This window comes from Bacillus sp. 22475 (assembly GCF_052044835.1).
GTDB classification, from domain to species: domain Bacteria; phylum Bacillota; class Bacilli; order Bacillales; family Bacillaceae_G; genus Bacillus_A; species Bacillus_A cereus.
The window spans coordinates 22,730-47,055 of record NZ_JBQENW010000014.1; the positions used below are offsets into that span (position 1 = coordinate 22,730).

A 24,326-nucleotide genomic window follows, 5' to 3' on the forward strand; every position below is an offset into this window, starting at 1 on the left:
TGTAGAAAGTGATATAATTGCAAAATGCATGTATCATTTTCTAAAGAAGGAAAAATATATAATTAGGTGATAACTTCTATGAAACAGATTTGGCGTATTTATAAGACAGATTTACGGAATGTAGCCAAACATTGGGCTGCAATTGTTATTGTTTTAGGATTAATGATTTTACCATCGTTATATGCATGGTTTAACATTAAAGCTTCTTGGGATCCGTATGGAAATACAAAAGAGGTTCCCATTGCAGTTTCTAACCAAGATGCAGGTTCTAATTTAAGAGGGAAAGATATTAATATCGGGAAAGAGATTGTAGACTCCCTTAAGAAAAACAAAAATCTTGGCTGGAAATTTGTAGATGAAAAACAAGCGATTTACGGAGTTGAGCGTGGGGATTATTATGCAAGTATTACGATTCCAAAAGACTTCTCTGAAAAAATTGCAACTGTTCTGGATGAAAATCCTAAAAAACCAGAACTGGATTACTATGTGAATGAAAAAGTAAACGCGATTGCACCGAAGATTACAGCAAAAGGTGCATCAGGTATTACAGAAGAAATTAGTAAAAACTTTGTAAAAACAGCAAACGGTGAGATTTTTAAAATTTTCAATGATCTTGGAATCGATTTAGAAACAAATTTACCAAGTATCGAAAAAGTAAAAGATCTTGTATTTAAGTTAGAAGCGCAGTTCCCAGAAATGAATACACTTATGGATAAGGCATTAGATGATGCAACTCGAGCAGAAGATGTTGTGAAAGTAGCGCAAAAAGAGTTGCCTGTTGTAGAGAGTGTTATGAATGATGGGCAAGAAGCGTTAGGGAATTTAGATAAATTCTTTGCTAGAAATGATGAAACATTGCAACGTGCTCCAGGAACTATTAAGAATAATTTAATGGTAATGCAAAAAGGTTTAGATGGTGCGGCGGCAATTACAGATTTCTTAAAGAATCCATCATTGGATTTCAATCTGGCACTTCCAGATCCGGCTAAATTCCCAGTGTTACCTAATATAACTCTTCCACAAATACCGCAAATACCAGAGATTCCAGCATTACCGCAGGTGAATGGTGAGGGGTATAAAAATGTTGCTAAAAATATTGATCAAACTGTAAATAATGTTTTCAATTCTACTCGTGTTGGAACCGCATATGTAAAAAGTGTTATGGATGGTCTTCAAAATAAAGGTGTGGATCCAGCTGTAGCACAGAAAAATGTGCAAGATGCTTCGAAATTGCTCCAAGAGCGTATCGATAGCGTTTCATATTTGATTGATTTCTTTACAACGTTTAAGGAAGCAGCTTCAACGGACTTCGGTAAACAGTTCTTTGGAAACAGAGTGGAAAGTTTAACAGTGCTTAAAAATTCTATGGTGGATGCTAACAATAGAGTTAAGCATGTAGGAGATTTAATTAGTTCTGGCCAAGAAGTTAAACAAGATGTGCGAGATGCTGTAAATCAAAAGTTAGATGCAGTAAATAATTTAGTAAATCAAGCAGAAAAAGATTATAATACAAATTTTGTAGCAGATTTCGAAAAAGCAGTAAGCACAGCTGAACAATTGAAAAACAAAGCTGAGAATGTAAAAGAAGATGCTCAGCAACTAAGAGGTAATTTAAATCAAGATATAAAAAAAGCAAATGAGTTAGTAAATCAAACAAATGAAGCGTTAGACAATGGTAGAGAAAAATATGATAAGGCTGTAAATGATTACAGCAGATTAAAAACAGAGCTTGAAAAAGCCAGAGAAGACTTAAGTAACAAAGGTGTTAATGGATTAGATTCTACAAAAGTAGCCTTAAATGATTTGAATGGGCAGTTCAAAGCAAGTTGGAATTTAGTTAATGATATGATTCCAGTTCTGGAAAGTACAAATAAAGTGTTAGCTGATGTGAATAGTGATAAAAACCTTAATGGTACAATTTCTAAGTTAAATAAAGCAAAAGATGGTTTGCAAAAAGGAATGGAGTTAACTGATAAAGGAATTGACGCTATTAATAAAGGTCAAAAACCAGCAGCAGATGTTATTGAAAGTATTAATCAAGTGTCTAAAAGTGTTTCGGGCCAAATTGGTGACATTTTAGCTAAATATGACTCAGAAATCACTCCAAATTTCAATGCAGCAATTGCTCGCACAAAAGAGATGTCTAAAAACACATCTCAAATTTTAAAAGAGGCAGACAAAAAGCTTCCAGATGTTAAAAAATTACTAGAAGATTCATCAAAAGGTTTAGTAGATGGCAAAAAGAAATTAGCAGACATTAAAGCTGAAATGCCAGCTACTGAGAAAAAGATTAAAGAATTAGCAGATAAAATTCGTGATTTTGAATCTGAAGAGGATTTAAAAGACATTATACGTTTATTGAAAAATGATGTTGAAAAGCAAAGTGATTACTTTGCGAATCCAGTAAATTTAAAAGAAAATAAATTATTTGCGATGCCGAATTACGGTTCAGCGATGTCACCATTCTATACAGTGCTTGCATTATGGGTAGGCGCATTATTAATGGTTTCATTATTAACGGTAGAAGTACACGAAGAGGGCGCGAATTATAAGAGCCATGAAATTTACTTCGGACGTTTATTAACATTCTTAACGATAGGTCTTTCACAAGCGTTTATCGTATCGATGGGAGATATATTCTTACTCGGTACGTACGTAGTCGATAAGTTCTGGTTTGTGTTATTTAGTTTATTTATTGGTGGAGTCTTCGTTTGTATCGTATACTCACTCGTTTCTATTTTCGGAAACGTTGGGAAATCGATGGCGATCATTTTACTTGTACTACAAGTAGCAGGATCGGGCGGAACATTCCCAATCCAAATGACACCAGCGTTCTTCCAAGCGATTTATCCGTTCTTACCATTCACATATGCAATTAGCGCAATTCGTGAAACAGTTGGCGGAATGCTTTGGGATATCGTAACGCGAGATTTACTTGTGTTAAGTGCTTTCGTAGTAGTTATGATTGTTGCTGCGTTATTACTGAAAACACCAATTAACAAATCAAGTGAAAAATTTGTTGAGAATGCAAAAGGAAGTAAAATCATTCACTAAAATAAAAGGTTCCTACCGATAGAGGTAGGAACCTTTTTGTTTAATCAAATTTTAATTTTTTTAATGCGTCTGCGAACGGGTTATTTAATGGTTCTTCTTCTTTTTTCTGTTGTTTCATATATTTTTGAACGTCGCGTTTATCGGCTTTGTTTCCAGATTCTTTTTTACGTCGCTCTTGGAATGTTGATAATTTCTCACGATAGCCACATTTACATGCGAAAATTTGGCCTGCACCTTCACCACGTAATTCTAGTTTCTTCTTACATTGTGGACAGCGAGCGTTTGTTGTACGAGATACATTTTTACGATGACCACATTCACGATCTTGGCATACGAGCATTTTTCCCTTTTTGCCGTTTACTTCTAGCATTGGTTTACCGCAATCTGGACAAGACTTCGTTGAAATGTTGTCATGTTTATATTTTTTATCACTCGATTTAATTTCAGAAACAATTTCTTTCGTATAGTTCTTCATTTCCGAAATGAATACTTCTTTCTTTAGTTTGCCTTTTGCAATTGCCTCAAGTTTTTGTTCCCACTCACCAGTTAGTGTAGGTGATTTTAATTCTTCTGGTACTAAATCAAGTAATTGACGACCTTTTGATGTAATGTGAATATCTTTACCACGTTTTTCAATTAAGAAAGAGTTGAAAAGTTTGTCGATAATATCTGCACGTGTCGCTACAGTACCTAATCCACCAGTTGATTTTAACGTATCAGCAAGTTGTTTATTTTGCGTATCCATATATTTTGTAGGATTCTCCATTGCTGAAAGTAAAGTTGCTTCATTAAAGCGTGCAGGTGCTTTCGTTTGGCCTGATGTTTGCATAAGTAACTTTACAGTTAATGTATCGCTCTTTTCAATGTGAGGCAGAAGCTGCTCTTTTACGTCATCAGTTACATCATCGTCTTCAAATCGATTTTCGTATACTTCCTTCCAACCAGCATGTAAAATCGTTTTTCCGCGTGCAATGAACGTTTCACTACCAACTTTAGTACGTAATGTTAGTTGCTCGTATTCGAATGCTGGGAATAAAACAGCTAAGAAACGTTTTACAACTAAATCATAAATTTTGCGTTCTTTATCTGTGAATGCTGAGAAGTTAACGTATCCTTCTGTTGGAATAATCGCATGATGATCGCTTACTTTACTATCATCAACAAATGATTTGTTAGGTTTGATAGGCTTTTGTAATACTTTATGTGCGAAGGGACGGTATTCTCCAACACCACATGCTTTTAGACGTTCTGGAAGTGTTCCAACGATATCAGATGAAATGTAGCGTGAATCTGTACGAGGGTACGTTAGTACTTTATGCTGTTCATACAATTTTTGCATAATATTTAATGTTTCTTTAGCAGAGTAACCGAACTTTTTATTTGCATCACGTTGCAATTCAGTTAAATCGTAAAGACCAGGAGAGAATGACTTCTTCTGTTTCTTATCAATTTCCACAACAGTAGCATTTTGTTTATCTAAACTTTTTACAATACCATCGATTTTTTCTTTATTAAAACTACGGCTATTGCCATTTGCATCTTGCCAAGTAAGTTTGAGCTTCTCCATTGTTTGAGCTTCGATGCCGTAGTAAGTTTGAGCTTTGAAGTTCTTTATTTCATCCTCACGACTAGCAATCATAGCGACAGTAGGCGTTTGTACACGACCACAATTTAACTGAGCATTAAAGCGAGTTGTTAAAGCGCGAGTTGCATTAAGACCGATATACCAGTCAGCTTCTGAACGTGCAACTGCTGAAGCATATAAATTGTCATAGGCTTTACCTGGTTTTAAATTTGCAAAACCATCTTTAATTGCTTTATCGGTTACAGAAGAAATCCATAAACGTTTGATTGGTTTATTTAGCTTAACTTTATCGATAATCCAGCGTGCGACTAATTCCCCTTCACGTCCAGCGTCTGTTGCTACAATGATTTCATTTACATCTTTTCGAAGTAGCTGACTTTTTACAGCATTAAATTGTTTACCAGTTTGTTTAATAACCGTTAATTTCAAACGCTCAGGTAGCATCGGTAAATCTTCTAAATTCCACTTTTTATATTTCACATCATAACTTTCTGGATCTGCTAATGTAACGAGATGACCTAAAGCCCAAGTTACAATATATTTACTACCCTCAAGATAGCCGTTTCCTTTTTTATCACACTTCAGTACACGAGCAATATCTCGTGCAACGGAAGGTTTTTCAGCGATTACAACGCTTTTTGACATATTAAAAACATCCTTTCAAATTTCCATAAGTTAAATATAGCATACATCTTCTTGAGATTCAGTTTCGCTCCATATTTGATCGGTTTTTAATGGAGTGAACAAAATCCCAACTAATTAAAGTTTCACTTTATCAGTTGCTTCTATATTAAATAGAAAAAGTAAAGAACTTGTTATTTTACTAGAATAAGAGTAGACTTTGAAGTAGATGAATAAGAAACACATGGGAGTTTGTGGATACAAACTGAGAGTATGGCTACTAGTCCGTCATTGACCATTTGAACCTGTTGGATAATGCCAGCGTAGGGAGAGTGTAAAAGCACATGTTCAGGCACTTTGCGTACGCGCAAAGTGTCTTTTTGTGTATCTCCCATCATTATAGTTAGGAGATGAAAAGGATGAATATGAAAGAAATTAGTAAAGTAGTGGATTTGGTGAGAGAATCTAATCCGCTCGTTCATAATATTACAAATGTTGTTGTAACAAATTTTACTGCTAACGGTTTGTTGGCACTTGGGGCATCGCCTGTAATGGCGTATGCAAAAGAAGAAGTAGCAGAAATGGCTAGCATTGCTGGAGCGTTAGTATTAAATATGGGGACACTTCGTCCTGAAGAAGTAGAAGCGATGTTACTCGCGGGTAAATCAGCAAATGCGAACAATGTGCCAGTACTATTTGATCCAGTTGGTGCAGGAGCAACTTCGTATCGAACAGAAGTTGCGAGACATATTCCGGCTGAAATCGATTTAGCAATTATCCGCGGAAATGCAGCTGAAATAGCAAATGTTATTAATGAGAAATGGGAAATTAGAGGGGTAGACGCTGGTACTGGAAATGGCAATGTTGTAAGTATTGCAAGGCAGGCAGCAGACGAATTGAATACAGTTGCGGTCATTACTGGAAAAGAAGATGTTGTTACAGATGGAGAGAGAACTATTGTTATTCGAAACGGTCACCCTATTTTAACGAAAGTTACGGGAACAGGTTGTTTACTAACTTCTGTAATAGGAGCATTTGTAGCAGTGGAAAAAGATTATGTAAAAGCAGCAGTAGCCGCATTAACGTTTTATGGTGTAGCTGCGGAACTGGCAGCTGTTAAAACAGTAGAAAAAGGGCCAGGTAGTTTCCAAATTGAATTTTTAAATCAATTAGCGAATACAACTTCAGCTGATATTGAGAAGTATGGGAAGATTGAGGAGTTAGAGTAAGGGGGATGAAACACAGGATGCGCATTGAAACAAAGAAAATGTCTAAGTTATTACAAGTGTACTTTATTATGGGAAGCAATAACTGCACGAAGGATCCTTTAGCTGTATTGAAAGAAGCGTTAGATGGTGGAGTGACACTTTTTCAATTTCGCGAGAAGGGGGAAGGTTCTTTAATTAGAGAGGATAGAGTGCGTTTTGCAAAAGTATTGCAGACGCTTTGTAAGGAATATAGTGTTCCTTTCATTGTAAATGATGATGTAGAATTAGCCATTGAATTAGATGCAGATGGTGTTCATGTAGGGCAAGATGATGAAGGAATTACATCTGTTCGTGAAAAAATGGGAGATAAAATTATCGGTGTATCTGCTCATACAATTGAAGAAGCACGCTTTGCAATCGAAAATGGAGCAGATTATTTAGGCGTTGGACCTATTTTCCCAACGAGTACGAAAAAAGATACAAAAGCGGTTCAAGGAACGAAAGGATTAGCTTATTTTAGAGAACAAGGAATTACAGTGCCAATCGTTGGTATTGGTGGGATTACAATTGAAAATACAGCGGCAGTTATAGAAGCGGGTGCGGACGGTATTTCAGTTGTTTCAGCAATTAGTTTAGCTGAATCTGCGTATGAAAGTACGAGAAAATTAGCTGAAGAAGTAAAGAGAAGTTTGTAGAAAAGAACATGTAGTATTTTAAGTGCTACATTAAGAAGTAGACTGCCCAAAAAATTTAAACAAACGTTTGATTAAAAAAGCACAAACCTTTTTAAATAAAGGTTTGTGCTTTTTCTTTAAAACATAATTGAAATTAAGAGCATTCCAATTCCGATAGAAGTAAATGTTGCAATTAAGCCTGGAATCATAAAGCTATGATTTAATACGTATTTACCGATACCTGTTGTACCAGTACGGTCAAAGTTAATGGCAGCAACGATTGTTCCATAGTTCGGAATGAAGAAATATCCATTTACTGCAGGGAACATCGCAATTAGTAGCGCTGGTGGAATACCAAGGGATAGTCCAAGTGGCATTAAGGCACGTACTGTTGCTGCTTGGCTATACAGTAAAATAGATAGAATGAATAGTGCGAGGGCAAATAGCCAAGGTGCACTTGTTACTAAATGCTGAATAGATCCTTGAATCATATTTAAGTTTCCATTAAAGAAAGTATCTCCCATCCAAGCGATACCGAAAATAGCAACAACTGCTGTTGCTCCTGCTTTAAAGACGTTACCAGACACAATGCTTTCTACATTTGGTTTACAGAAAATAATAATAAGAGCCGCGATAGTTAACATAACCATCTCAATTGTGTTCGGCATGGAAAGACGAGCTAACTTTCCATCAACTATCCATCCTGGGCGAAGTGTTTCAAATGAACCAAGAAGTACAACAAGGAAGGTTCCTACTAGGAAAAGGATAACTGATAATTTAGCGCCCTTTATACCTACAAATTCTTTTTTCTCTTCAAGTTTAGGAATCATTCCTTCTTTTAATCGTTTCAAGTATTCAGGGTCTTCATTTAATTCTTTCCCCATTTTGCTAGCAACAAATGCAGCTAACATACAAGCAATGAAAGTAGAAGGGATACTTACTTTTAAAATATCTAATAAAGTAATTTTATAGTCAGCTAACATTGCTAAAAGAGCAACTGTGGCAGCTGAAATCGGACTAGCTGTAATTGCTTGTTGGGAAGCAATTACAGCAATTGACATTGGTCGTTCTGGTCTAATTCCGGATTCGCGAGAGACTTCAGCGATAACAGGAAGTACAGAATAAGCAACGTGACCAGTTCCTGCACAAAGTGTAAATAAATAAGTAACAATTGGAGCAAAGAATGTAATGCGTTTTGGATTTTTTCGTAATGCCTTTTCAGCGAGATGAACAAGGTAGTCCATTCCTCCAGCGGCTTGGAGTGCACCAGCAGCTGTAATTACTGCCAAAATCATAAGCATTACATCGATAGGAGGCGCCGTTGGTTGTAAGTGGAAGACAAAAACGAGTATTGCCATACCAACTCCACCCATTACTCCTAAACCAACTCCGCCTAGGCGTGCACCAATAAAAATACAGAGTAACAAGGTAAGAAATTGTAGCCAAAACATGATAAACTACCTCCGAAATTCATTAGTTAAGATATATTCGAATAGTTTAATTTGAATGAAAATTAAATAAATATCCGAAGAAATCCTTGTTATTTATACATTTTTTATTATATAACACAAAAAAAGTAACATTCACGTACTTTTTGAAATTATTTTGAAAAAGCGATACATTAAAAATTTGTATTTATATCTCTAAATAAGTAGACATTTTGATTTATATGTTGTAATCTTTGAAAGAGAATAAATTAATTCTCATAGAACTCCCATATCGTTCAACTCGTTCAGCGAGAAAGGCAAACTGATGGAAACATGAGGACGCAAAACTACAGGAGCTAAGGTCGAAAGGCTACGCTAGCCAGTTACCGGACGGATAGGGTTGGTCTTGGCCAATGCTTTTACATTGGCTTTTTTTATTCTCGAACATATTGAGAAACATTTTCAAACAAAATATTCATATATTTTGTTTTTTTTATTTATGTTGATTAAGGAAGGTGGATATTAATGAAAAAATATTGGCATAAGTTATCGTTCCTTCAAAAGAACGTCTTATTAACCGTATTAGTTATTTTGACACTTGTTGGAAGTATGGGTGCGTTAAGTTTCAACATGTTTCAAAATAGTATGATGTCTTTATTTGAAAGGCAGTCTATTGAAACAGGAGAAATAGTATTGAAAAAATTGGATGTAGAGTTAGTTAGAGACATGGCGAAAGATCCTACAGCCGAAAAAGTGAAAAAAGAAAAGTTAACAGAGAAATTAGATGAAGTGTCAAAAGAATTGAAAAGTGTTGGACAAACGTATGTTACAGGAGCAAAGCCGAATGAAAAGCGAGAATTACAACTCGTTGGTTTGACTACAGAGTTAACAAATGCGTTTCCTATAAAGCCGGGAGATTATTATGAACAACCCGCTCATTGGATGAAGGCATACGATAAAGTGATTGATACGAAAAAGGCCCAAATAACAGAAGTATATGAAGATGAAATAGGTTCGTGGGTGACAATATTAGAACCAATTACAGATGGAGAAAACAATATTGTTGCAATTATTGCGGCTGACTTAGATGCTTCCATTGTTCCTATTACAAAAGAGAAGTTTATGATACAGGGCTTACTCTTTATCATTATTTCATTAGCAATTGCGACTATTACTCAATTCTTTATCGTGCGTCACTCGTTAGCTCCATTAAAAGATTTACGAGAAGGGTTACGTAAAATTGGTGAAGGTGACTTAAGTATTAAATTAAAAGAAAGACCAGATGATATTGGAATTATTAATGTTTATTTCAATAACACGATTGAAAAATTTAAAGGGATTATAGATAAAGTAAGGCAAACTGCTGAGCAAGTTTCTTCTTCTTCACAAGAATTGTCGGCGAGTACAGAGGAAAACAGCATGGCAGTTCAAGAGATTGCAAGTTCTATTGAAGGTTTAAGAGTAGGGGCACAGTCTCAAAAAACTTCAGTACAACAATGTTTAGGGATTGTACATGGAATGGAAGATAAGGTAGAAGAGATAACTGGGGCTGCGAAACAAGTTGCGGTTGCTTCTGAAGGTATGGAGCAACATTCAATTGAAGGTAATGAAGTGATTGGACAAATTATTAATCAAATGAGTTTAATTCAAAATGCAGTACAAGATTTATCTTCCATCATTTATTCGTTAGAAACAAGGTCAAAAGAAATTAGTGATATCGTAACTGTAATTACAGGTATTTCAAATCAAACAAATTTATTAGCTTTAAATGCTTCTATTGAGGCTTCACGTGCTGGAGCAGCGGGGAGAGGGTTTGCAGTTGTTGCTGATGAAGTACGAAAATTAGCAGAACAAACGGAAGCGTCTGCTAAAGATATAGCGAAATTAATTGGTGAAACACAAGCTGAGACAGAAGATGCTGTAGTTTCAATGCAAAAAGGTTCAAAAGAAGTAGAAACTGGAATTTCACTTGTTCAAAGTAGTGGAAATTTCTTTGAAAAAATCTCCAAATCAGCGCAATCTGTTACAGATCAAGTAAAAGCTGTTTCGGGTAATTCGAGTGACATTTTACAAAATAGCCAGAATATCGTTCAAGTCGTAAATGAATTATCACATATTGCAAACACTTATGCCAACAGCAGTAGTAATGTTGAAGAAAGCATGAAAGAGCAAGAAATATCAGTACAAGATATTGCAGAATTAGCGACTTCTTTAAGTTGGCTTTCTCAGGAATTACAAGAGCTTATTGGTGAGTTTAAAAGCGAATAAGGAGAAAGTTCAATTCTAATCAAAGGGGATATCTCCGCTACTGATTATGAATTGAACGAATCTGCCCGTTAATAAGGGATGAAAAAGGTGTGAATTTTCACACCTTTATTATATTTAAGAGAGGAATTTACATAAATATGAAATTAGCAATTTCTTATAATGAAATGGTAAAAGAATTTTTAGGGAAAGTAGAAGGAAGTATTAAAATACCTAAAGATGTGCAAGGAACGGAACTTAGGATAAAAAGGAAAACTGAACTATTTCCAAATTTGACTCACATTGTAGATTTAATAGGAGCGACTGCAACGTGGTTATATCATATTTCTAAAGAAAAACATATTGTCGTGCTTTATCATGTAAGAGGAAGTTTATTTCCGATTACTATTGAAGTTTCTAATTTTCTCTCCTATGAAAGTTTGAATTTACAAATTGAAGAGCAACTGGAGCAAATTAAAGAAATGAATGAGGAAGAAATAGAAGAGTTTCAAAACGGCAATACATTATATGAAATGTCACCTATCATTATTGGTGAAACATATTATGAGCTAAAAGACACGAATACATTACAATTTGTATTTAGTAAAAATATGCAAAGTGTAGAAATAATATTTAATAGTGTTAATTGGAAAGAGACAACGATTACTCGTTATGCACAACAAATACAAGGTGTTTTAGTTGATGCATCACAAAATGCTAATAAACATATAAAACATTTTAATGTTATTACAGAGGCCGAGATGGCACTTTATAGTCAAGTGAATGATACGACAGCAGTATATCCTGAGAAAAGTATCGTCGATATGTTCTATAATACTGTTACTCAATTTCCAAATCGTATAGCTTTATCTTCAAGGGAAGGTACTTTAACTTATGAGGAGCTAAATAAAAAAAGTAATCAAATAGCTCATATGTTAATTAAAAATGGCGTCCAATTAGGAGACTATGTTGGAATATTTATGAAACGTAGCATAGACACAGTAGTAAGTATGGTAGCTATATTAAAAGCTGGTGCAGCGTATGTTCCGATTGATCCAGATTATCCGGAAAGTAGAATACAGTACATTATTCAAGATAGCCAAGCGAAAGTTATATTGATGAAAGAGACGCCTATAACATGTGATGGGGTTCAAACAGTTTCAATGTATGATAGTGAAACTTGTGAAGATATAGATGTAAAGTTGTCTATTCATTGTGATGATGTAGCTTATATGATTTATACATCTGGTTCAACAGGGAATCCAAAGGGAACGATGTTAGCACATAGAGGCGTTGTTAATCTGTACACTTGGATGCAAAAGCAATATGAATTGACAGAAGAGGATGTATTTGCCCAATTTCCTTCTTTTAGTTTCGATGCTTCTGTATGGGAGTCATTTGCTTCTTTATTCTGCGGAGGAAACTTGTATGTATTATTAGAGGAAGAGCGATTGTCTGTAGAAGCATTTGCAAATGCAATCTATAAAGTGAAAGCAACTTCGATCTTGGCATTAGCAACAATTTTTGTTCGACAAGTAGCAACTTATTTAGCAGAAGAAGATATATATAAGCTAGCTTCCCTAAAAAGAATTGCGATTGGCGGTGAAATGTTGCCTGTAGAGGTTATTAAATTGTGGAGAGAAAGAATAGGTACAAATGTTGAAATTCATAATGTATACGGACCGACAGAATGTACTGTAGTGACGACAACCTATAAAATACCTAGTCAGTTAAATGAGGATGTTGCGAGTATTCCCATTGGTAAACCATGTGCTAATTATCAAGTTATGATTTTGGATGAGAATATGAATCTTTGTCCAATTGGTGTACCTGGTGAATTATATATTGATTCAGTAGGATTAGCAAAAGGGTATTTTAATAAGCCTAATAAAACAATTGAAGCTTTTATTCAGAACCCCTTTAATCCTATAGTTAATATATATAAAACAGGTGATATTGTTAAGTTGTTAGAGGATGGAAATATAGAATTTTTACATCGGAAAGATGATCAAGTAAAGATTAGAGGACATCGTATTGAACTAGGAGAAATCCAAAGTAAAATTTCTCGAAATCATAATGTAAAAGAAAATGCTGTTTTTGCTAAGAAGAGTAAGGAAGGTAGCCAATATTTAATCGCGTTCTATACAACTTTAAATAAAAAAGAAATACCAGAATTAGTTTATCAGTTACAAGAGCAATTACCAGATTATATGGTGCCATCTAAACTAATTTATATTAATGAATTACCACTTACACCTAATAAAAAGATTGATGTTAAGAAGTTAGCTCAGTTAGAAGAAAAGTATGAACCGGCTCGTCTACAAGAATATGTTGCACCTTCTAATAAAGCAGAGAAACAAATAGCGCGTGCTTGGGCGGAAGTATTAGGAATTTCAAAAGTTGGAGTGCATGATGATTTCTTTACAATTGGTGGACATTCATTAAAAGTATTACGAGTCTTAACGTTGTTAAAAGAAGATTTTTCACATTTAACAATTCAAGATTTCTTTAAAGAAAGAACGATATATGGATTAGCTCGAATTGAGCGAGAAGTAAAAGTAGAGAAAGAAGAAGTATTTCGTGAATATAAAGTGATTCACGAACCAGATACTATTACGTATGCAAACGTTTTGGAAGAAACCCAGATTTTAAATGTCTTTTTAACAGGAGCTACTGGTTATTTAGGATCACACATATTATATGAATTGTTGAGAGATACATCTGCTACTATTTATTGTTTAGTAAGACCAACCAAAGATGTGCAACAAAGAATTATAGATACATTAACAGGCTACTTTAGTGATATATGTGAAGAATGGTTACAGCGTATACAGGCCGTAGCTGGTGATCTGGGGGAAGAGTATCTTGGGATGAGCGAAGAAGAATTTATGTTCATCAGTTCTAAGATGGATACGATAATTCATTGTGGTGCAGATGTAAGACATTTTGGAGATGTAAAACAATTTGAAAATATAAATGTCCAAGGAACTAGCCGTATGCTAGCATTAGCGGAGAAAGGTGCTACATTCCATTTTATTTCTACAATTGGTATCCCGTTAGAATTAGCGGTAGATCAATGGGATACATACATGAAAACTGGTGATTTTAATTACAGTGTAGACTTAGAGAATGTATATTCAAATAGTAAACTACAAGCGGAAAACATTGTTCGTGAAGCAATGAAAAATGGTTTGCGCGGAAATATTTATCGTGCAGGTAATTTAGCATGTCATTCAGAAACAGGTTCGTTCCAACAAAATATTGAAGGAAACGCATTTTATCGTCTTATTAAAACAATGCTATTAATTGGGAAAGCACCAAATGTGAAGTGGAAAGTTGATTTCACACCTATTGATTTTGCTAGTAAATCAATTGTATCGTATTTAAAAGATTCGCAAATTGTAGGAGAGACGTTACATATTTGTCATCCACATCAAATTGAGTTTGAACAATTTATACAGTTAATTGGAGAGTGTGGATACAATCTTGAAATGGTTCCACTTTCAGAATATGTAAATACCGGACTTGAATTAGCGAAGGAAAATGAAGTAATAGCAGAGTTAATTGCTTCTCAAGTTGCAGGAGATGGAGCGCAGCAATCTGAAATTGTAATGGGTACGCGTAGAACGAATGAATGGATTAAGAAAAAAGAATTGATAGTACCAGCAATCAATAAAGAATTTATACAGCAGTTATTAGCTCATGGTGAAAAAGTTGGATATTTTCCAAAAATAATGAAATGATTATGCATGCTTTTGTTTGTTCAATAAAATAAATCATGCTACAATGAAAACGAATTAAGGACCGGGGAGCCAATTGGCTGAGAGGATGTAAGTAAACATCGACCCTCAACCTGATCTGGATAATGCCAGCGTAGGGAGTTACTTAAAGTGATGTAGCATATGTTATTCTATAATAACTTGCATACAAGGCTTTCCTACGCAGTAGGAAAGCCTTTTCTTATTTTTGAAATCTAATTTTATAAGGGGGATTTTATTATGTCACAACAAGTTACAATGTCATTTTCAGTAGTACCACAAGCGAAAACGAAAGATGTATATTCTGTTGTCGATAAAGCAATTGAAGTTGTGCAACAATCGGGAGTTCGTTATGAAGTAGGGGCAATGGAAACAACTTTGGAAGGAGAATTAGATGTACTTCTTGATGTCGTTAAACGTGCGCAACAAGCTTGCGTCGATGCTGGAGCAGAAGAAGTGATTACTTCTATTAAAATCCATTATCGTCCAAGCACTGGTGTAACGATAGATGAAAAGGTTTGGAAGTACCGTGATGAATATGCAAAACCAGAAGCAATCTAAACTTATTACAACTATTTGGCTTATCCTTCTCATTGCGATATGGGAAGGATCTGTTTCATTATTTAAAATCGAACCGTGGATTTTACCAAAGCCTTCTGCCATTGTTCAAGAATTAATTGGGATGAAAGATTTACTATTACCAAATACGATGCAAACACTGCAGGAAGTTATAATTGGACTATTCTTTGCAATTTTATTGGGGACGAGCATCGCAATTATTATGGACGTTATACCGTTATTTCGTATTTTAATAAATCCATTGCTCGTTATTTCGCAAACAATTCCAATTGTTGTACTTGCACCGCTATTTATTATTTGGTTTGGATATGGGATGTTGCCGAAAGTAATGGTCGTAATACTCGTTTGTTTCTTCCCAATTTCGCTTAGTATTTTAGAAGGTTTTCAAACAGTAGATAAAAACATGTTGAAGCTGTTACAAACAATGAAGGCGACAAAATGGCAAGTTTACCAGAAAGTAAAATTTCCAGCAGTGCTTCCATACTTTTTCTCCGGTTTAAAAATTGCAGTTACATATAGCGTAATGGGAGCAATTATCGGAGAATGGCTCGGTGCAAGTGAAGGATTAGGCGTTATGCTTACGAGGGCTACAAAATCCTTTTTGACTGCCCGAGTATTTGGTGTTGCAGCAATCATCGTTATAGTGACATTATGCCTGTATTTTATCGTAGAGTTTATGGCAAGAATAACAGCACCATGGATATATAGAAAGGACGGCAGAAAATGAAAAAAGGTTTGAAAGTTATGTTAGCTGCCTTATTAGCGGTAGGTGTGGCTGGATGTAATCCGGCGAAGAAAGAAGAAAGTGCAAGTAAAGATCAAAAAGTAAAAGTAGTATTAGATTGGTTTCCAAATACGAATCATACTGGCTTGTATGTAGCGCAAACGAAAGATTATTACAAAAAGCAAGGATTAGATGTAGAAATTATTCAACCAGGTGACAATGTAACAGCAGAGCAAATGATAGCATCAGGAAAAGCAGACTTCGCAATAAGCGCACAAGAAAATGTAACATTAGCTCGTGTGGAAGGAATTCCTGTTGTATCTGTAGGAGCGATTATTCAGCATAACACTTCAGCGTTTGCATCGCTTAAGAAAGATAATATGACGTCACCGAAAGATTTTGAAGGTAAACGTTATGGCGGCTGGGGAGGACCAGCGGAAGAAGCGACATTAAAGACGATTATGGATAAGCATCAAGCTGATTTTAATAAAGTTGAAAAAATCATCTTAGGACAAACAGATTTCTTTAAATCAATCGGCCGTGATGCAGATTTCGAATGGATTTATTACGGTTGGGATGGTATTGAAGCGAAGCGCCAAGGAAAAGAGTTAAATACGATTATGGTGAAGGACTTAGATCCAGCGCTTGATTTCTATAGTCCTGTTATTATTACGAGTGAAAAACATACGAAGCAAGATAAAGACTTTGTGAAAAAGTTTATGAGTGCAACAACAGAAGGTTATAATTTTGCAATTAAGGAACCGAAAGAAGCTGCTGATATTCTAATTAAAGCTGTTCCAGATGTAAATAAAGATTTAGTTCAAGAAAGCCAGAAATGGTTAAGTACGAAGTATCAAGATGATGCGAAAGCATGGGGAGTACAGAAGGAAGAAATTTGGACGAATTACATGAATTTCTTATATGACAACAAAGTTATTAAAAAGAAAATCGATGTAAAAGATGCTTTTACAAATGAATTCCTTCCAAGTGAAAAATGAGCGGATTACAAATAAAAAATATAGTGAAATCTTTCGACGGAAAGAATGTATTAGAGAATATTAGTGCCTCTATACAAGAGGGAGAGTTTGTTTCCTTTGTAGGACCGAGTGGTTGCGGGAAAAGCACATTATTAAACATGATTGCAAATGTTGAAAAACCAACAAGCGGGAACGTAATGTATAAAGATAAGCAAGTACAAGAGCAAGATGTTGTTAGTTATATGCCACAACAAGATTTATTACTACCGTGGCGATCAGCTTTGCAAAATATCGTTCTTCCGTTAGAAATTGAAGGAAAGCCGAAAAAGCAAAGGCTGACAGAAGGAATGGAAGCATTAAAGCAGTTCGAACTAGATGAATATGCAGACCATTATCCAGATGAATTGTCTGGTGGTATGCGTCAAAGAATTAGTTTTCTTCGCACATATTTATGTGAAAAGCCAATTATGCTGCTTGATGAGCCTTTTGGAAAGTTAGATGCATTTACAAAAATGGAAGTACATAGCTGGCTTTTAAACTCTTGGCATCAAGAGAAGCAAACAATCGTTATGGTTACACATGACTTAGATGAGGCAATCTTGCTTTCAGATCGCGTATTTATTTTATCTCAAAGACCAGCGTCAATTGTTGGCGAGGTACAAGTGAAATTACCTAGACCGAGAACGATGGATATGTTAACATCACTCGAATTAAAAAAGGATAAAGAAGAGATTTTAAGTGTGTTAGCTCCTTATATGAAAAAATAGAAAAAGCCTTTTAACAGTTTTTAGTATAATTACTGTTAAGAGGCTTTTTTTAGAATATGAAAAGATGGAGAAGGAACAAAAGGGAAAATAGAGAATAGAATATAACAGAGTAGTTTATACTCTTAATATAACAAATGTTAAAGGAGTGAAAGGATAAAATGACTTTATCAACTGTTCTTCAAATGGTTTTAGCTTGATATGGGAGAAGTCTGCCCATTTTTTAAGATTAAGCTAAATTGAAGACAGCAGGTAAAGAACCTTAATCCTTTTTTACGATAATATGTAATGGGTAAGGTGTATTCACCTTACCCATTTTTATATGCATAATTAAATAAGGCTTCATACTGTTGGTCTCTCTATTTAGCTTATGGACGATAAGTAAAGGAGAGAAAAAAATGAGTATATTAACAGTAGAAAATTTAAGTCATTCGTATGGTGAGAAAACCATCTTATATAATGCGTGCTTTCGATTATTAAAGGGGGAGCATGTTGGGTTAGTAGGGAAAAATGGGATTGGAAAATCAACACTGCTAAGAATTTTAACAGGAGAACTTATACATGATGATGGGAACATTGAATGGTTTCCACATGTGAAGGTTGGATTTTTGCAGCAGCATATAGATTTACAAGAAGGAATAACAATTGAAGGATACTTGCAAAGTGCATTTTCTAACTTGTATGCGATTGAATACGAAATGTTAAAAATTGCAGAAGAGATGGCTGAAGCAGTAGAAGTAGAAAAATTGTTAGTAAGGTATGGAGAGTTACAAACTATATTGGAAAACTCTAATTTCTATCAAATTCATACAGAAATTGAAGAAGTGGCAATTGGTTTAGGGCTGTTTGAAATAGGATTGGAAAAGGATGTTTCAAAGTTAAGTGGAGGACAGCGGACAAAATTATTATTAGGAAAGCTTCTTCTAGAAAAAGCTGATATTTTATTGCTAGATGAACCAACGAACTATTTAGATACAGCACATATAGAATGGTTGCAATCGTACTTGAAACTGTACGAAAAAGCTTATATTATCATTTCGCATGATGAAGTATTTTTGAACAATATTACGAATGTCATTTACCATCTAGAAGAACGAAAAGTTAAGCGATATGTAGGGGATTATGAAAAGTTTTTACAAAGTTACCAAGTACAAAGAAAACAATTACAATCGGCGTATGCGAAACAACAAAAAGAAATTGCTCAGTTAGAAACATTTATTCAAAAAAATAAAATTCGAAAAGCAAAACAGGCAAAAAGTCGAGAGAAAGTATTGGAGAAAATGCAAAGGGTTGAAAAGGTTAATAATGTACCTCGGTCCCGTTTTGCTTTTACTGTTTATAATGAACCAGTAAGTCGTATATTACAGGCTGAGAAACTAAGAGTGGGTTATAGTGAGCCGTTATTTCCAGACTTGAATTTACAAGTGAAAAAAGGAGAAAAGATAGCTGTTGTTGGTCATAATGGTATTGGAAAAACGACAATGTTAAAAACGTTATTAAGTCAAATAAAGCCGCTAAGCGGTTCAATTTTTGTTGGGGAACGAGTAAATCCTGCTTATTTTGCACAGGAAGAGTTTGCTTCAGAAATAACACCGTTAGAGAAAATTTGGGCAGAACGACCAGATATGACAAAGAAAGAAGTGCGCCAAGCATTAGCGAAGTGTGGATTGAAAGAAGAACACGTATTAAAACCTATTCGTTTATTAAGCGGTGGAGAGCAAACGAAAGTGCGTTTATGTGAACTTATCGTAACGAAAAGCAATGTTTTAATTTTAGACGAACCGACTAATCATTTGGATGTAGAAACTAAGATGGCTTTACAGGAAGCGTTACAACAATACAAAGGAACAGTTTTAATTGTCTCACATGAACCTTCTTTCTATGAATCGTGGATAACAAAAGTATGGAATATAGAAGATTGGAATGCTGAACAATATGAATAAAGAAAAGGCATTAGCTTTTATGAGCTAATGCCTTTTCTTTGTGATTAACATGATTTTCGAGAACTCTTACATGAGAATTGTATGAAGAAGCACTCTTATGGTGCGCTTATAAGCGTGCTTTTTCTTTTGTTATATTTATAATAATACGAAAGCCTTTCCCTAACAGGTGACTATCTTTCTTTATATATATAGATAGTTCAAAATGGAATGAAAATAATTCCTATATGTAAAGGATAATATGGATATTATAGGAAGACAATAGAAATTAAAGGAAATTCATGTAAAATTCAAATGAACTTCATATAAACTTCATATTAGAAACCAAATATAATTATAATAGGTTATTGTGATATTTTTGATTTTTCATAAAATTAAAAGTTTGAATTTAGGAAGTCTTGCTCGAACCTAAATTCAAACTTTAGTGAAATAATTAATGGATATTACGTCTAGTTTTCGCTAATGACGGCATTTAAAAGTTCGGCAGGATTACCTGTTCCTGCACCACCGATTGTAATAGATCCACCAGGAGGAATTTCACCATTCCATCCTGCGTTTGTAATTACATAATGATTATTTGTTTTACTACTAATTTTAGAATCCCAAACTTGTGTTAAATTGCCGCTATAATCAAACTCTAATTTCAAATTTTTAATAGGAGTCGTTCCATTATTTTTGATTATAATCGAGAAGTTATAACCGCTGCCCCAATTCGAAGTGACTGAAAATGTAGCAGTGCCATTTCCATCAGGAGGTGTCGTATTAGCTTCATCCGTTTTGACAGTAAGAGCGGTAGGTTGTGATTTATTTCCAGAAGCATCTTTGGCAATTACTGAAAATGTGTATTCCGTATTAGGTTTTAAGTTTTTAATTGTAATGCTATTTGTTGTTGTACTCCATTTCTCTTCTCCGGCAGTAATTTCGTATTCAGTAACGCCTACGTTATCAGTGGATGCAGTCCAGCTTAATTGAACTGAACTTGAATTTTTATTCGTAACTACAATATTTTTAACATTCGTTGGTGGCTCAGTATCTTTTTGACTAATAGGTCCACCAAGTAATTCTTTTACTAGCGTATCAAGTAATTTTGGACCACTACAACTATATTTTGGACTTGTACGGCAATCCCCGCTTAGTTCCCAAAACATTGCTCCACTTAAACCCTTCGTCTTTATATAGTCTGTTTTATATTTCATAGATTCATTGTCATCGTAGCTAATAAATGTGCCTGTAGTCGCATTATATAAGTAAGGTACTTTAGCTGTGTCATTCCAGTAGCGTACAAAACCATTTTTATTAACGTAATTGGCTGCTAAATCACCGTAATCATACACACCTGTGTCACCGGTAGAATAATCATCCCAAGTACCTTTAGAAGCAAGTTTCCCATCGCTACCTGGTTTGCAAGGTTGATATTGTCCGTTATTTTCTTTTCCACAACTTTTCCATCCACGTCCGTAAAAAGGTACGCCCAATACTAGTTTATCGACTGGAACACCTTCATTTGTATAAACATTTATAGCACCATCTACGTAAAAATTCGTATTTGCTGCTGGGTCATTTGGATCCTTGTATAGAGCTGCATTATGATTAGAAGTAGCTTCCCATCCACCGTGGAAATCATATGTCATAATATTAATCCAATCGAGTATTTGAGAAATTTTCTTTAGCTCTGTATGATCAGCGTAGCGTTGGCTTGCACCTGACGCGATTGTTAGTAAATATTGTTTGCCATCTTCAGCACCTGCTTTATTCAAAGCATTTCGGACGTCTTGAAGAAGGAGAGTGAAATTTTGTTTATCTTCAGGACGATAACTACCACCAGGAATCGTTTCAACGCCCGGATATTCCCAGTCTAAATCTACGCCATCAAACCCATATGCGCGAAGAAAAGCTACTGTAGATTCAGCAAATACTTTTCTTGTTTTTTCATCAGCGGCCATATCAGAAAAGCGGTTAGACCAAGTCCAGCCACCAACGGAAATAATTGTTTTTAAGTGAGGATATTTAGCTTTTAATCGTTTTAGTTCTCCGAAATTTCCGCAACGGGCATATTTATCGCAATCTTCCCAAGTTGTACCTGAGCCAGGATACGATTTGGTAACATCAGCCCATGGTTCACCGAGTACGAGAGTACCATTAGGAACCTCTTTATTTTGCAATGGTACACCAGATTCTTTACAGTTCCACGTTTGTTTATTTGGATTATCAGGATGGGTAGAAGGATTTCCATGTTTTCCATTCCAACAAATATCCGCGAAAGCATAGTTAAGGTGAGTAAGTTTTGATGCATCAATGTCAGCAACTTGATAATTACGTCCGTAAACGCCCCACGAAGGAAAGTATCCAACAATTTTTTGACTTTGCTTTGGTGAATCTGCTAATGCGAGATTTGGAGTAATAAAATTTGTGAGAAAAAGAGGTAAGAAAAGTAGTAGAGATAGTAATAGCAGTGTGAATTTTTGAGACCTCATAGCCATTTCTCCTTTCAAAATAAAAGATATATTTAAAGGCATACGCCAATAAATCAAAATGAATCTAGACGTATGAAACGTCTAGATAAAATGATCAGACATCACGAAGTCTATACAAGGGAGCTGGGGGTGATTAAATCGTAACAAATGTAAGATTTAGTGTAAACGCTTTATTCAGTTGTAAAAGACTTTCTCAATACAAAAAGGCTTGAATACAAACTATATATGAAAACGAAAGATTGGTATGGGAGGAAATAGCTCATTATAAATAAATTTGAGAAAAAATTGTATGGAGCCAATTATTAAAGACGTAGAAAGATAAGGAAATATCATGTAAAATAATAGTAAAAATATGTAAAGGAGGGAACGATGTGGATGTGTTTTTGAACATTGCTGAAGAAAAAATTCGACAAGCGATACGGAATGGTGATCTTGATTATCTTCCGGGAAAAGGAAAACCACTACAATTAGAAGATCTTTCAATGGTACCTCCAGAACTTAGAATGAGTTATAAAATTTTAAAAAATGCGGGAATGATTCCACCAGAGATGGAACTACAAAAAGATATATTAAAAATAGAGGATCTAATTGCCTGCTGTTATGATGATGAAGAGAGAAAGAAATTACGAGAAGAGTTAACAATAAAAACGTTACGTTTTCAGCAGGTAATGGAAAAGAGAAAGATTAAAGATAGTTCAGCTTTTCGTATGTATCAAGACAAAGTATTTCGTAAACTACGCTAAGAGGGATAAGATGACTACATTTAAAACGATAGAAGAATTAGCGACCTATATCGAAGAACAACAATTGGTACTTCTTTTTATTAAAACGGAAAATTGTGGTGTTTGTGATGTTATGCTAAGAAAAGTAAATTGCGTATTAGAGAATTATGATTACGTAGAGAAAATAGAGATATTACTACAAGACATGCAAGAGATTGCGGGGCGATATGGAGTATTTACAGGGCCAACAATTTTATTATTTCATAATGGAAAAGAAATTCTTCGTGAATCACGCTTCATTTCACTTGAAAATCTAGAGAGAACCATTCAATTATTCGAGGAATAAGGGAGGCTTTTATATGGAATTTATTATTGTCATACTATTATTTGTTGTAGTTGGAATAATCGTAACAGCAGTTCGATCGAACAAAAAGAAAGTAAATCTTACAAAACAAAATAACATTCATAATTCATCTAACAGCTCATCACCATTATTTTTCTTTGCTGGATCTGATAATGATAGCTCGCATGATGGTGGCTCACATGATTGTGGAGGGTCTTTTGGGGGAGATAGCGGAGGAAGCTGCGGTGGCGGTGGTGATTGATGAAAATGCGCCTTATATAGGCGTATTTCTTTTTAAACAAACGTTTGATTAGTCGGCTTACATATGCATAAACACAGTTAAACAAACGTTTGATTAATATTTTTAACATATTAAGGGGAATGGAAATGAAAAGGGAACCGAAAGTGAAAAATAAGGGGAAAGTAGTGTTATTTTTATTAGCTGCGGGAGGTGTAATTCTTGTTAAATTAGCATTTAAATTTGGAACAATACATATGATTCGAACTTGGTTTGAAAGTACGTTTTCTTAAATAAGGAATATAGCCTCTTGCGATAGAGGTTTTTGATTTGTTATTATTAGACTGAACGGTCGGTTTAAAGAGGTGTGAATATGAGAAGAAGCGCAGAAGAGATAAAGAAAGAAATTGCATATAAAGCAGAAAGTCTATTTTCACAGAAGGGCTACGCAGCTACATCTATGGAAGAGATTTGTGAAATTACAGAGCGAAGTAAAGGAAGTATTTATTATCACTTTAAAAGTAAAGAAGATTTATTTTTATTTGTAGTGAAACAGCATACGTATGATTGGCTTGAAAAATGGAATGAAAAAGAGAAGTTGTATAGCACTAGTACTGAAAAACTATATGGTCTCGCGGAATATCATGTAGAGGACATACAGCAACCAATTTCAAATGCAATAGAGGAATTCTCTATGAGCCAAGTTGTAAGTAAAGAGATTCTGGATGAACTGTTAGCTTTAACTAGAGAATCATATGTTATGTTTGAGAAATTAATTGAAGCAGGTATACAGTCTGGAGAGTTCCGTGAAGATAATACTCGTGATCTTATGTATATTGTGAACGGATTATTATCAGGGCTTGGAGTACTTTACTACGAGTTAGATTATAAAGAGTTGAAACGTATTTATAAAAAGGCAATAGATGTATTGTTAAAAGGAATGGCAGCTGAATAATAAGTCAGTTGCTTTTCTTACAAAAAAATAGACCGAACG

At 34.8% G+C, this 24,326-nt stretch carries 18 protein-coding genes and 3 riboswitches; of the genes, 15 read left to right on the forward strand and 3 right to left on the reverse strand.

What is annotated here, in order from left to right:
• Positions 1-78 precede the first annotated feature (78 nt).
• Positions 79-3,054, forward strand: coding sequence for a YhgE/Pip family protein (locus tag ACTJJY_RS20345; protein WP_440606383.1), 2,976 nt, complete (start codon positions 79-81; stop codon positions 3,052-3,054).
• 40 nt (positions 3,055-3,094) lie between these two features.
• Here ACTJJY_RS20345 and topB read toward each other — a convergent pair whose 3' ends face one another.
• A complete protein-coding gene (gene topB / locus ACTJJY_RS20350; protein WP_440606384.1) occupies positions 3,095-5,284 on the reverse strand; it encodes a DNA topoisomerase III in 2,190 nt (729 codons plus the stop codon).
• A gap of 210 nt (positions 5,285-5,494) precedes the next feature.
• A riboswitch (TPP riboswitch) is annotated at positions 5,495-5,607 on the forward strand.
• Positions 5,608-5,679: 72 nt separating this feature from the next.
• Here topB and thiM point away from each other — a divergent pair.
• On the forward strand, positions 5,680-6,489 hold the full coding sequence (thiM, locus tag ACTJJY_RS20355; protein ID WP_440606385.1) for a hydroxyethylthiazole kinase: 810 nt from the start codon (positions 5,680-5,682) through the stop codon (positions 6,487-6,489).
• 5 nt (positions 6,490-6,494) lie between these two features.
• On the forward strand, positions 6,495-7,163 hold the full coding sequence (gene thiE / locus ACTJJY_RS20360) for a thiamine phosphate synthase (RefSeq protein WP_440606386.1): 669 nt from the start codon (positions 6,495-6,497) through the stop codon (positions 7,161-7,163).
• Positions 7,164-7,279: 116 nt separating this feature from the next.
• On the opposite strand, the gene ACTJJY_RS20365 is transcribed toward thiE, so the two are convergent.
• Entirely contained in the window at positions 7,280-8,593 is a 1,314-nt protein-coding gene (locus ACTJJY_RS20365) for an anaerobic C4-dicarboxylate transporter family protein (protein ID WP_440606387.1), read from the reverse strand.
• A 282-nt stretch (positions 8,594-8,875) separates the two neighbouring features.
• Positions 8,876-8,960, forward strand: a riboswitch (cyclic di-GMP riboswitch).
• 134 nt (positions 8,961-9,094) lie between these two features.
• Here ACTJJY_RS20365 and ACTJJY_RS20370 point away from each other — a divergent pair.
• The 7 genes from ACTJJY_RS20370 to ACTJJY_RS20400 all read left to right on the forward strand — a co-directional run bounded on the left by ACTJJY_RS20370 (position 9,095) and on the right by ACTJJY_RS20400 (position 19,558).
• Positions 9,095-10,837 (forward strand): methyl-accepting chemotaxis protein, encoded by a 1,743-nt coding sequence (locus ACTJJY_RS20370; protein ID WP_064532155.1) that lies wholly within the window; start codon positions 9,095-9,097, stop codon positions 10,835-10,837.
• A gap of 137 nt (positions 10,838-10,974) precedes the next feature.
• On the forward strand, positions 10,975-14,556 hold the full coding sequence (locus ACTJJY_RS20375; protein ID WP_440606388.1) for a non-ribosomal peptide synthetase family protein: 3,582 nt from the start codon (positions 10,975-10,977) through the stop codon (positions 14,554-14,556).
• 52 nt (positions 14,557-14,608) lie between these two features.
• Positions 14,609-14,710: riboswitch (TPP riboswitch) on the forward strand.
• 101 nt (positions 14,711-14,811) lie between these two features.
• Positions 14,812-15,132 (forward strand): MTH1187 family thiamine-binding protein, encoded by a 321-nt coding sequence (locus ACTJJY_RS20380; RefSeq protein ID WP_000082906.1) that lies wholly within the window; start codon positions 14,812-14,814, stop codon positions 15,130-15,132.
• On the forward strand, positions 15,104-15,877 hold the full coding sequence (locus ACTJJY_RS20385) for an ABC transporter permease (RefSeq protein WP_142254812.1): 774 nt from the start codon (positions 15,104-15,106) through the stop codon (positions 15,875-15,877). Before ACTJJY_RS20380 ends, ACTJJY_RS20385 begins: the two co-directional genes overlap by 29 nt.
• Positions 15,874-16,872, forward strand: a complete 999-nt coding sequence (locus tag ACTJJY_RS20390; protein ID WP_000715556.1) for an ABC transporter substrate-binding protein — start codon at positions 15,874-15,876, stop codon at positions 16,870-16,872. The genes ACTJJY_RS20385 and ACTJJY_RS20390 overlap by 4 nt, the downstream gene beginning before the upstream one ends.
• Positions 16,869-17,618, forward strand: coding sequence for an ABC transporter ATP-binding protein (locus tag ACTJJY_RS20395; RefSeq protein ID WP_000016079.1), 750 nt, complete (start codon positions 16,869-16,871; stop codon positions 17,616-17,618). Before ACTJJY_RS20390 ends, ACTJJY_RS20395 begins: the two co-directional genes overlap by 4 nt.
• A gap of 395 nt (positions 17,619-18,013) precedes the next feature.
• The gene (locus ACTJJY_RS20400; protein ID WP_440606389.1) at positions 18,014-19,558 is read left to right on the forward strand and encodes an ABC-F family ATP-binding cassette domain-containing protein; all 1,545 of its coding nucleotides are present in this window, start codon (positions 18,014-18,016) and stop codon (positions 19,556-19,558) included.
• A 446-nt stretch (positions 19,559-20,004) separates the two neighbouring features.
• Here ACTJJY_RS20400 and ACTJJY_RS20405 read toward each other — a convergent pair whose 3' ends face one another.
• Positions 20,005-22,029: a glycosyl hydrolase family 18 protein gene (locus tag ACTJJY_RS20405; RefSeq protein WP_440606390.1), complete on the reverse strand. Its 2,025-nt coding sequence runs from the start codon at positions 22,027-22,029 to the stop codon at positions 20,005-20,007.
• Positions 22,030-22,400: 371 nt separating this feature from the next.
• On the opposite strand from ACTJJY_RS20405, the gene ACTJJY_RS20410 reads away from it, so the two are divergent.
• From ACTJJY_RS20410 to ACTJJY_RS20430, 5 genes are all read left to right on the forward strand, one after another.
• Complete coding sequence (locus ACTJJY_RS20410) at positions 22,401-22,772, forward strand: DnaJ family domain-containing protein (RefSeq protein WP_440606391.1); 372 nt, start codon at positions 22,401-22,403, stop codon at positions 22,770-22,772.
• A gap of 10 nt (positions 22,773-22,782) precedes the next feature.
• Positions 22,783-23,097, forward strand: coding sequence for a thioredoxin family protein (locus ACTJJY_RS20415; protein WP_000206517.1), 315 nt, complete (start codon positions 22,783-22,785; stop codon positions 23,095-23,097).
• Between the two features lie 13 nt (positions 23,098-23,110).
• Entirely contained in the window at positions 23,111-23,356 is a 246-nt protein-coding gene (locus ACTJJY_RS20420) for a hypothetical protein (protein ID WP_000394364.1), read from the forward strand.
• A 125-nt stretch (positions 23,357-23,481) separates the two neighbouring features.
• Positions 23,482-23,625 carry a hypothetical protein gene (locus tag ACTJJY_RS20425; RefSeq protein WP_000817985.1) on the forward strand — a complete coding sequence of 48 codons (144 nt, stop codon included), beginning with the start codon at positions 23,482-23,484 and terminating at the stop codon, positions 23,623-23,625.
• Positions 23,626-23,705: 80 nt separating this feature from the next.
• Positions 23,706-24,287: a TetR/AcrR family transcriptional regulator gene (locus ACTJJY_RS20430; RefSeq protein ID WP_001254432.1), complete on the forward strand. Its 582-nt coding sequence runs from the start codon at positions 23,706-23,708 to the stop codon at positions 24,285-24,287.
• The last annotated feature ends 39 nt before the right edge of the window (positions 24,288-24,326 follow it).

Excerpts from the sequence above, each read along its gene's own strand:
- ACTJJY_RS20420 (WP_000394364.1), top strand. The coding sequence starts at position 23,111 with ATGGAATTTATTATTGTCATACTATTATTTGTTGTAGTTGGAATAATC.
- ACTJJY_RS20365 (WP_440606387.1), bottom strand. The coding sequence starts at position 8,593 with ATGTTTTGGCTACAATTTCTTACCTTGTTACTCTGTATTTTTATTGGT.
- ACTJJY_RS20385 (WP_142254812.1), top strand. The coding sequence starts at position 15,104 with ATGAATATGCAAAACCAGAAGCAATCTAAACTTATTACAACTATTTGG.
- thiE (WP_440606386.1), top strand. The coding sequence starts at position 6,495 with ATGAAACACAGGATGCGCATTGAAACAAAGAAAATGTCTAAGTTATTA.
- ACTJJY_RS20370 (WP_064532155.1), top strand. The coding sequence starts at position 9,095 with ATGAAAAAATATTGGCATAAGTTATCGTTCCTTCAAAAGAACGTCTTA.
- ACTJJY_RS20390 (WP_000715556.1), top strand. The coding sequence starts at position 15,874 with ATGAAAAAAGGTTTGAAAGTTATGTTAGCTGCCTTATTAGCGGTAGGT.
- ACTJJY_RS20345 (WP_440606383.1), top strand. The coding sequence starts at position 79 with ATGAAACAGATTTGGCGTATTTATAAGACAGATTTACGGAATGTAGCC.
- thiM (WP_440606385.1), top strand. The coding sequence starts at position 5,680 with ATGAATATGAAAGAAATTAGTAAAGTAGTGGATTTGGTGAGAGAATCT.
- topB (WP_440606384.1), bottom strand. The coding sequence starts at position 5,284 with ATGTCAAAAAGCGTTGTAATCGCTGAAAAACCTTCCGTTGCACGAGAT.
- ACTJJY_RS20430 (WP_001254432.1), top strand. The coding sequence starts at position 23,706 with ATGAGAAGAAGCGCAGAAGAGATAAAGAAAGAAATTGCATATAAAGCA.
- ACTJJY_RS20415 (WP_000206517.1), top strand. The coding sequence starts at position 22,783 with ATGACTACATTTAAAACGATAGAAGAATTAGCGACCTATATCGAAGAA.
- ACTJJY_RS20395 (WP_000016079.1), top strand. The coding sequence starts at position 16,869 with ATGAGCGGATTACAAATAAAAAATATAGTGAAATCTTTCGACGGAAAG.
- ACTJJY_RS20400 (WP_440606389.1), top strand. The coding sequence starts at position 18,014 with ATGAGTATATTAACAGTAGAAAATTTAAGTCATTCGTATGGTGAGAAA.
- ACTJJY_RS20405 (WP_440606390.1), bottom strand. The coding sequence starts at position 22,029 with ATGAGGTCTCAAAAATTCACACTGCTATTACTATCTCTACTACTTTTC.
- ACTJJY_RS20425 (WP_000817985.1), top strand. The coding sequence starts at position 23,482 with ATGAAAAGGGAACCGAAAGTGAAAAATAAGGGGAAAGTAGTGTTATTT.
- ACTJJY_RS20380 (WP_000082906.1), top strand. The coding sequence starts at position 14,812 with ATGTCACAACAAGTTACAATGTCATTTTCAGTAGTACCACAAGCGAAA.
- ACTJJY_RS20375 (WP_440606388.1), top strand. The coding sequence starts at position 10,975 with ATGAAATTAGCAATTTCTTATAATGAAATGGTAAAAGAATTTTTAGGG.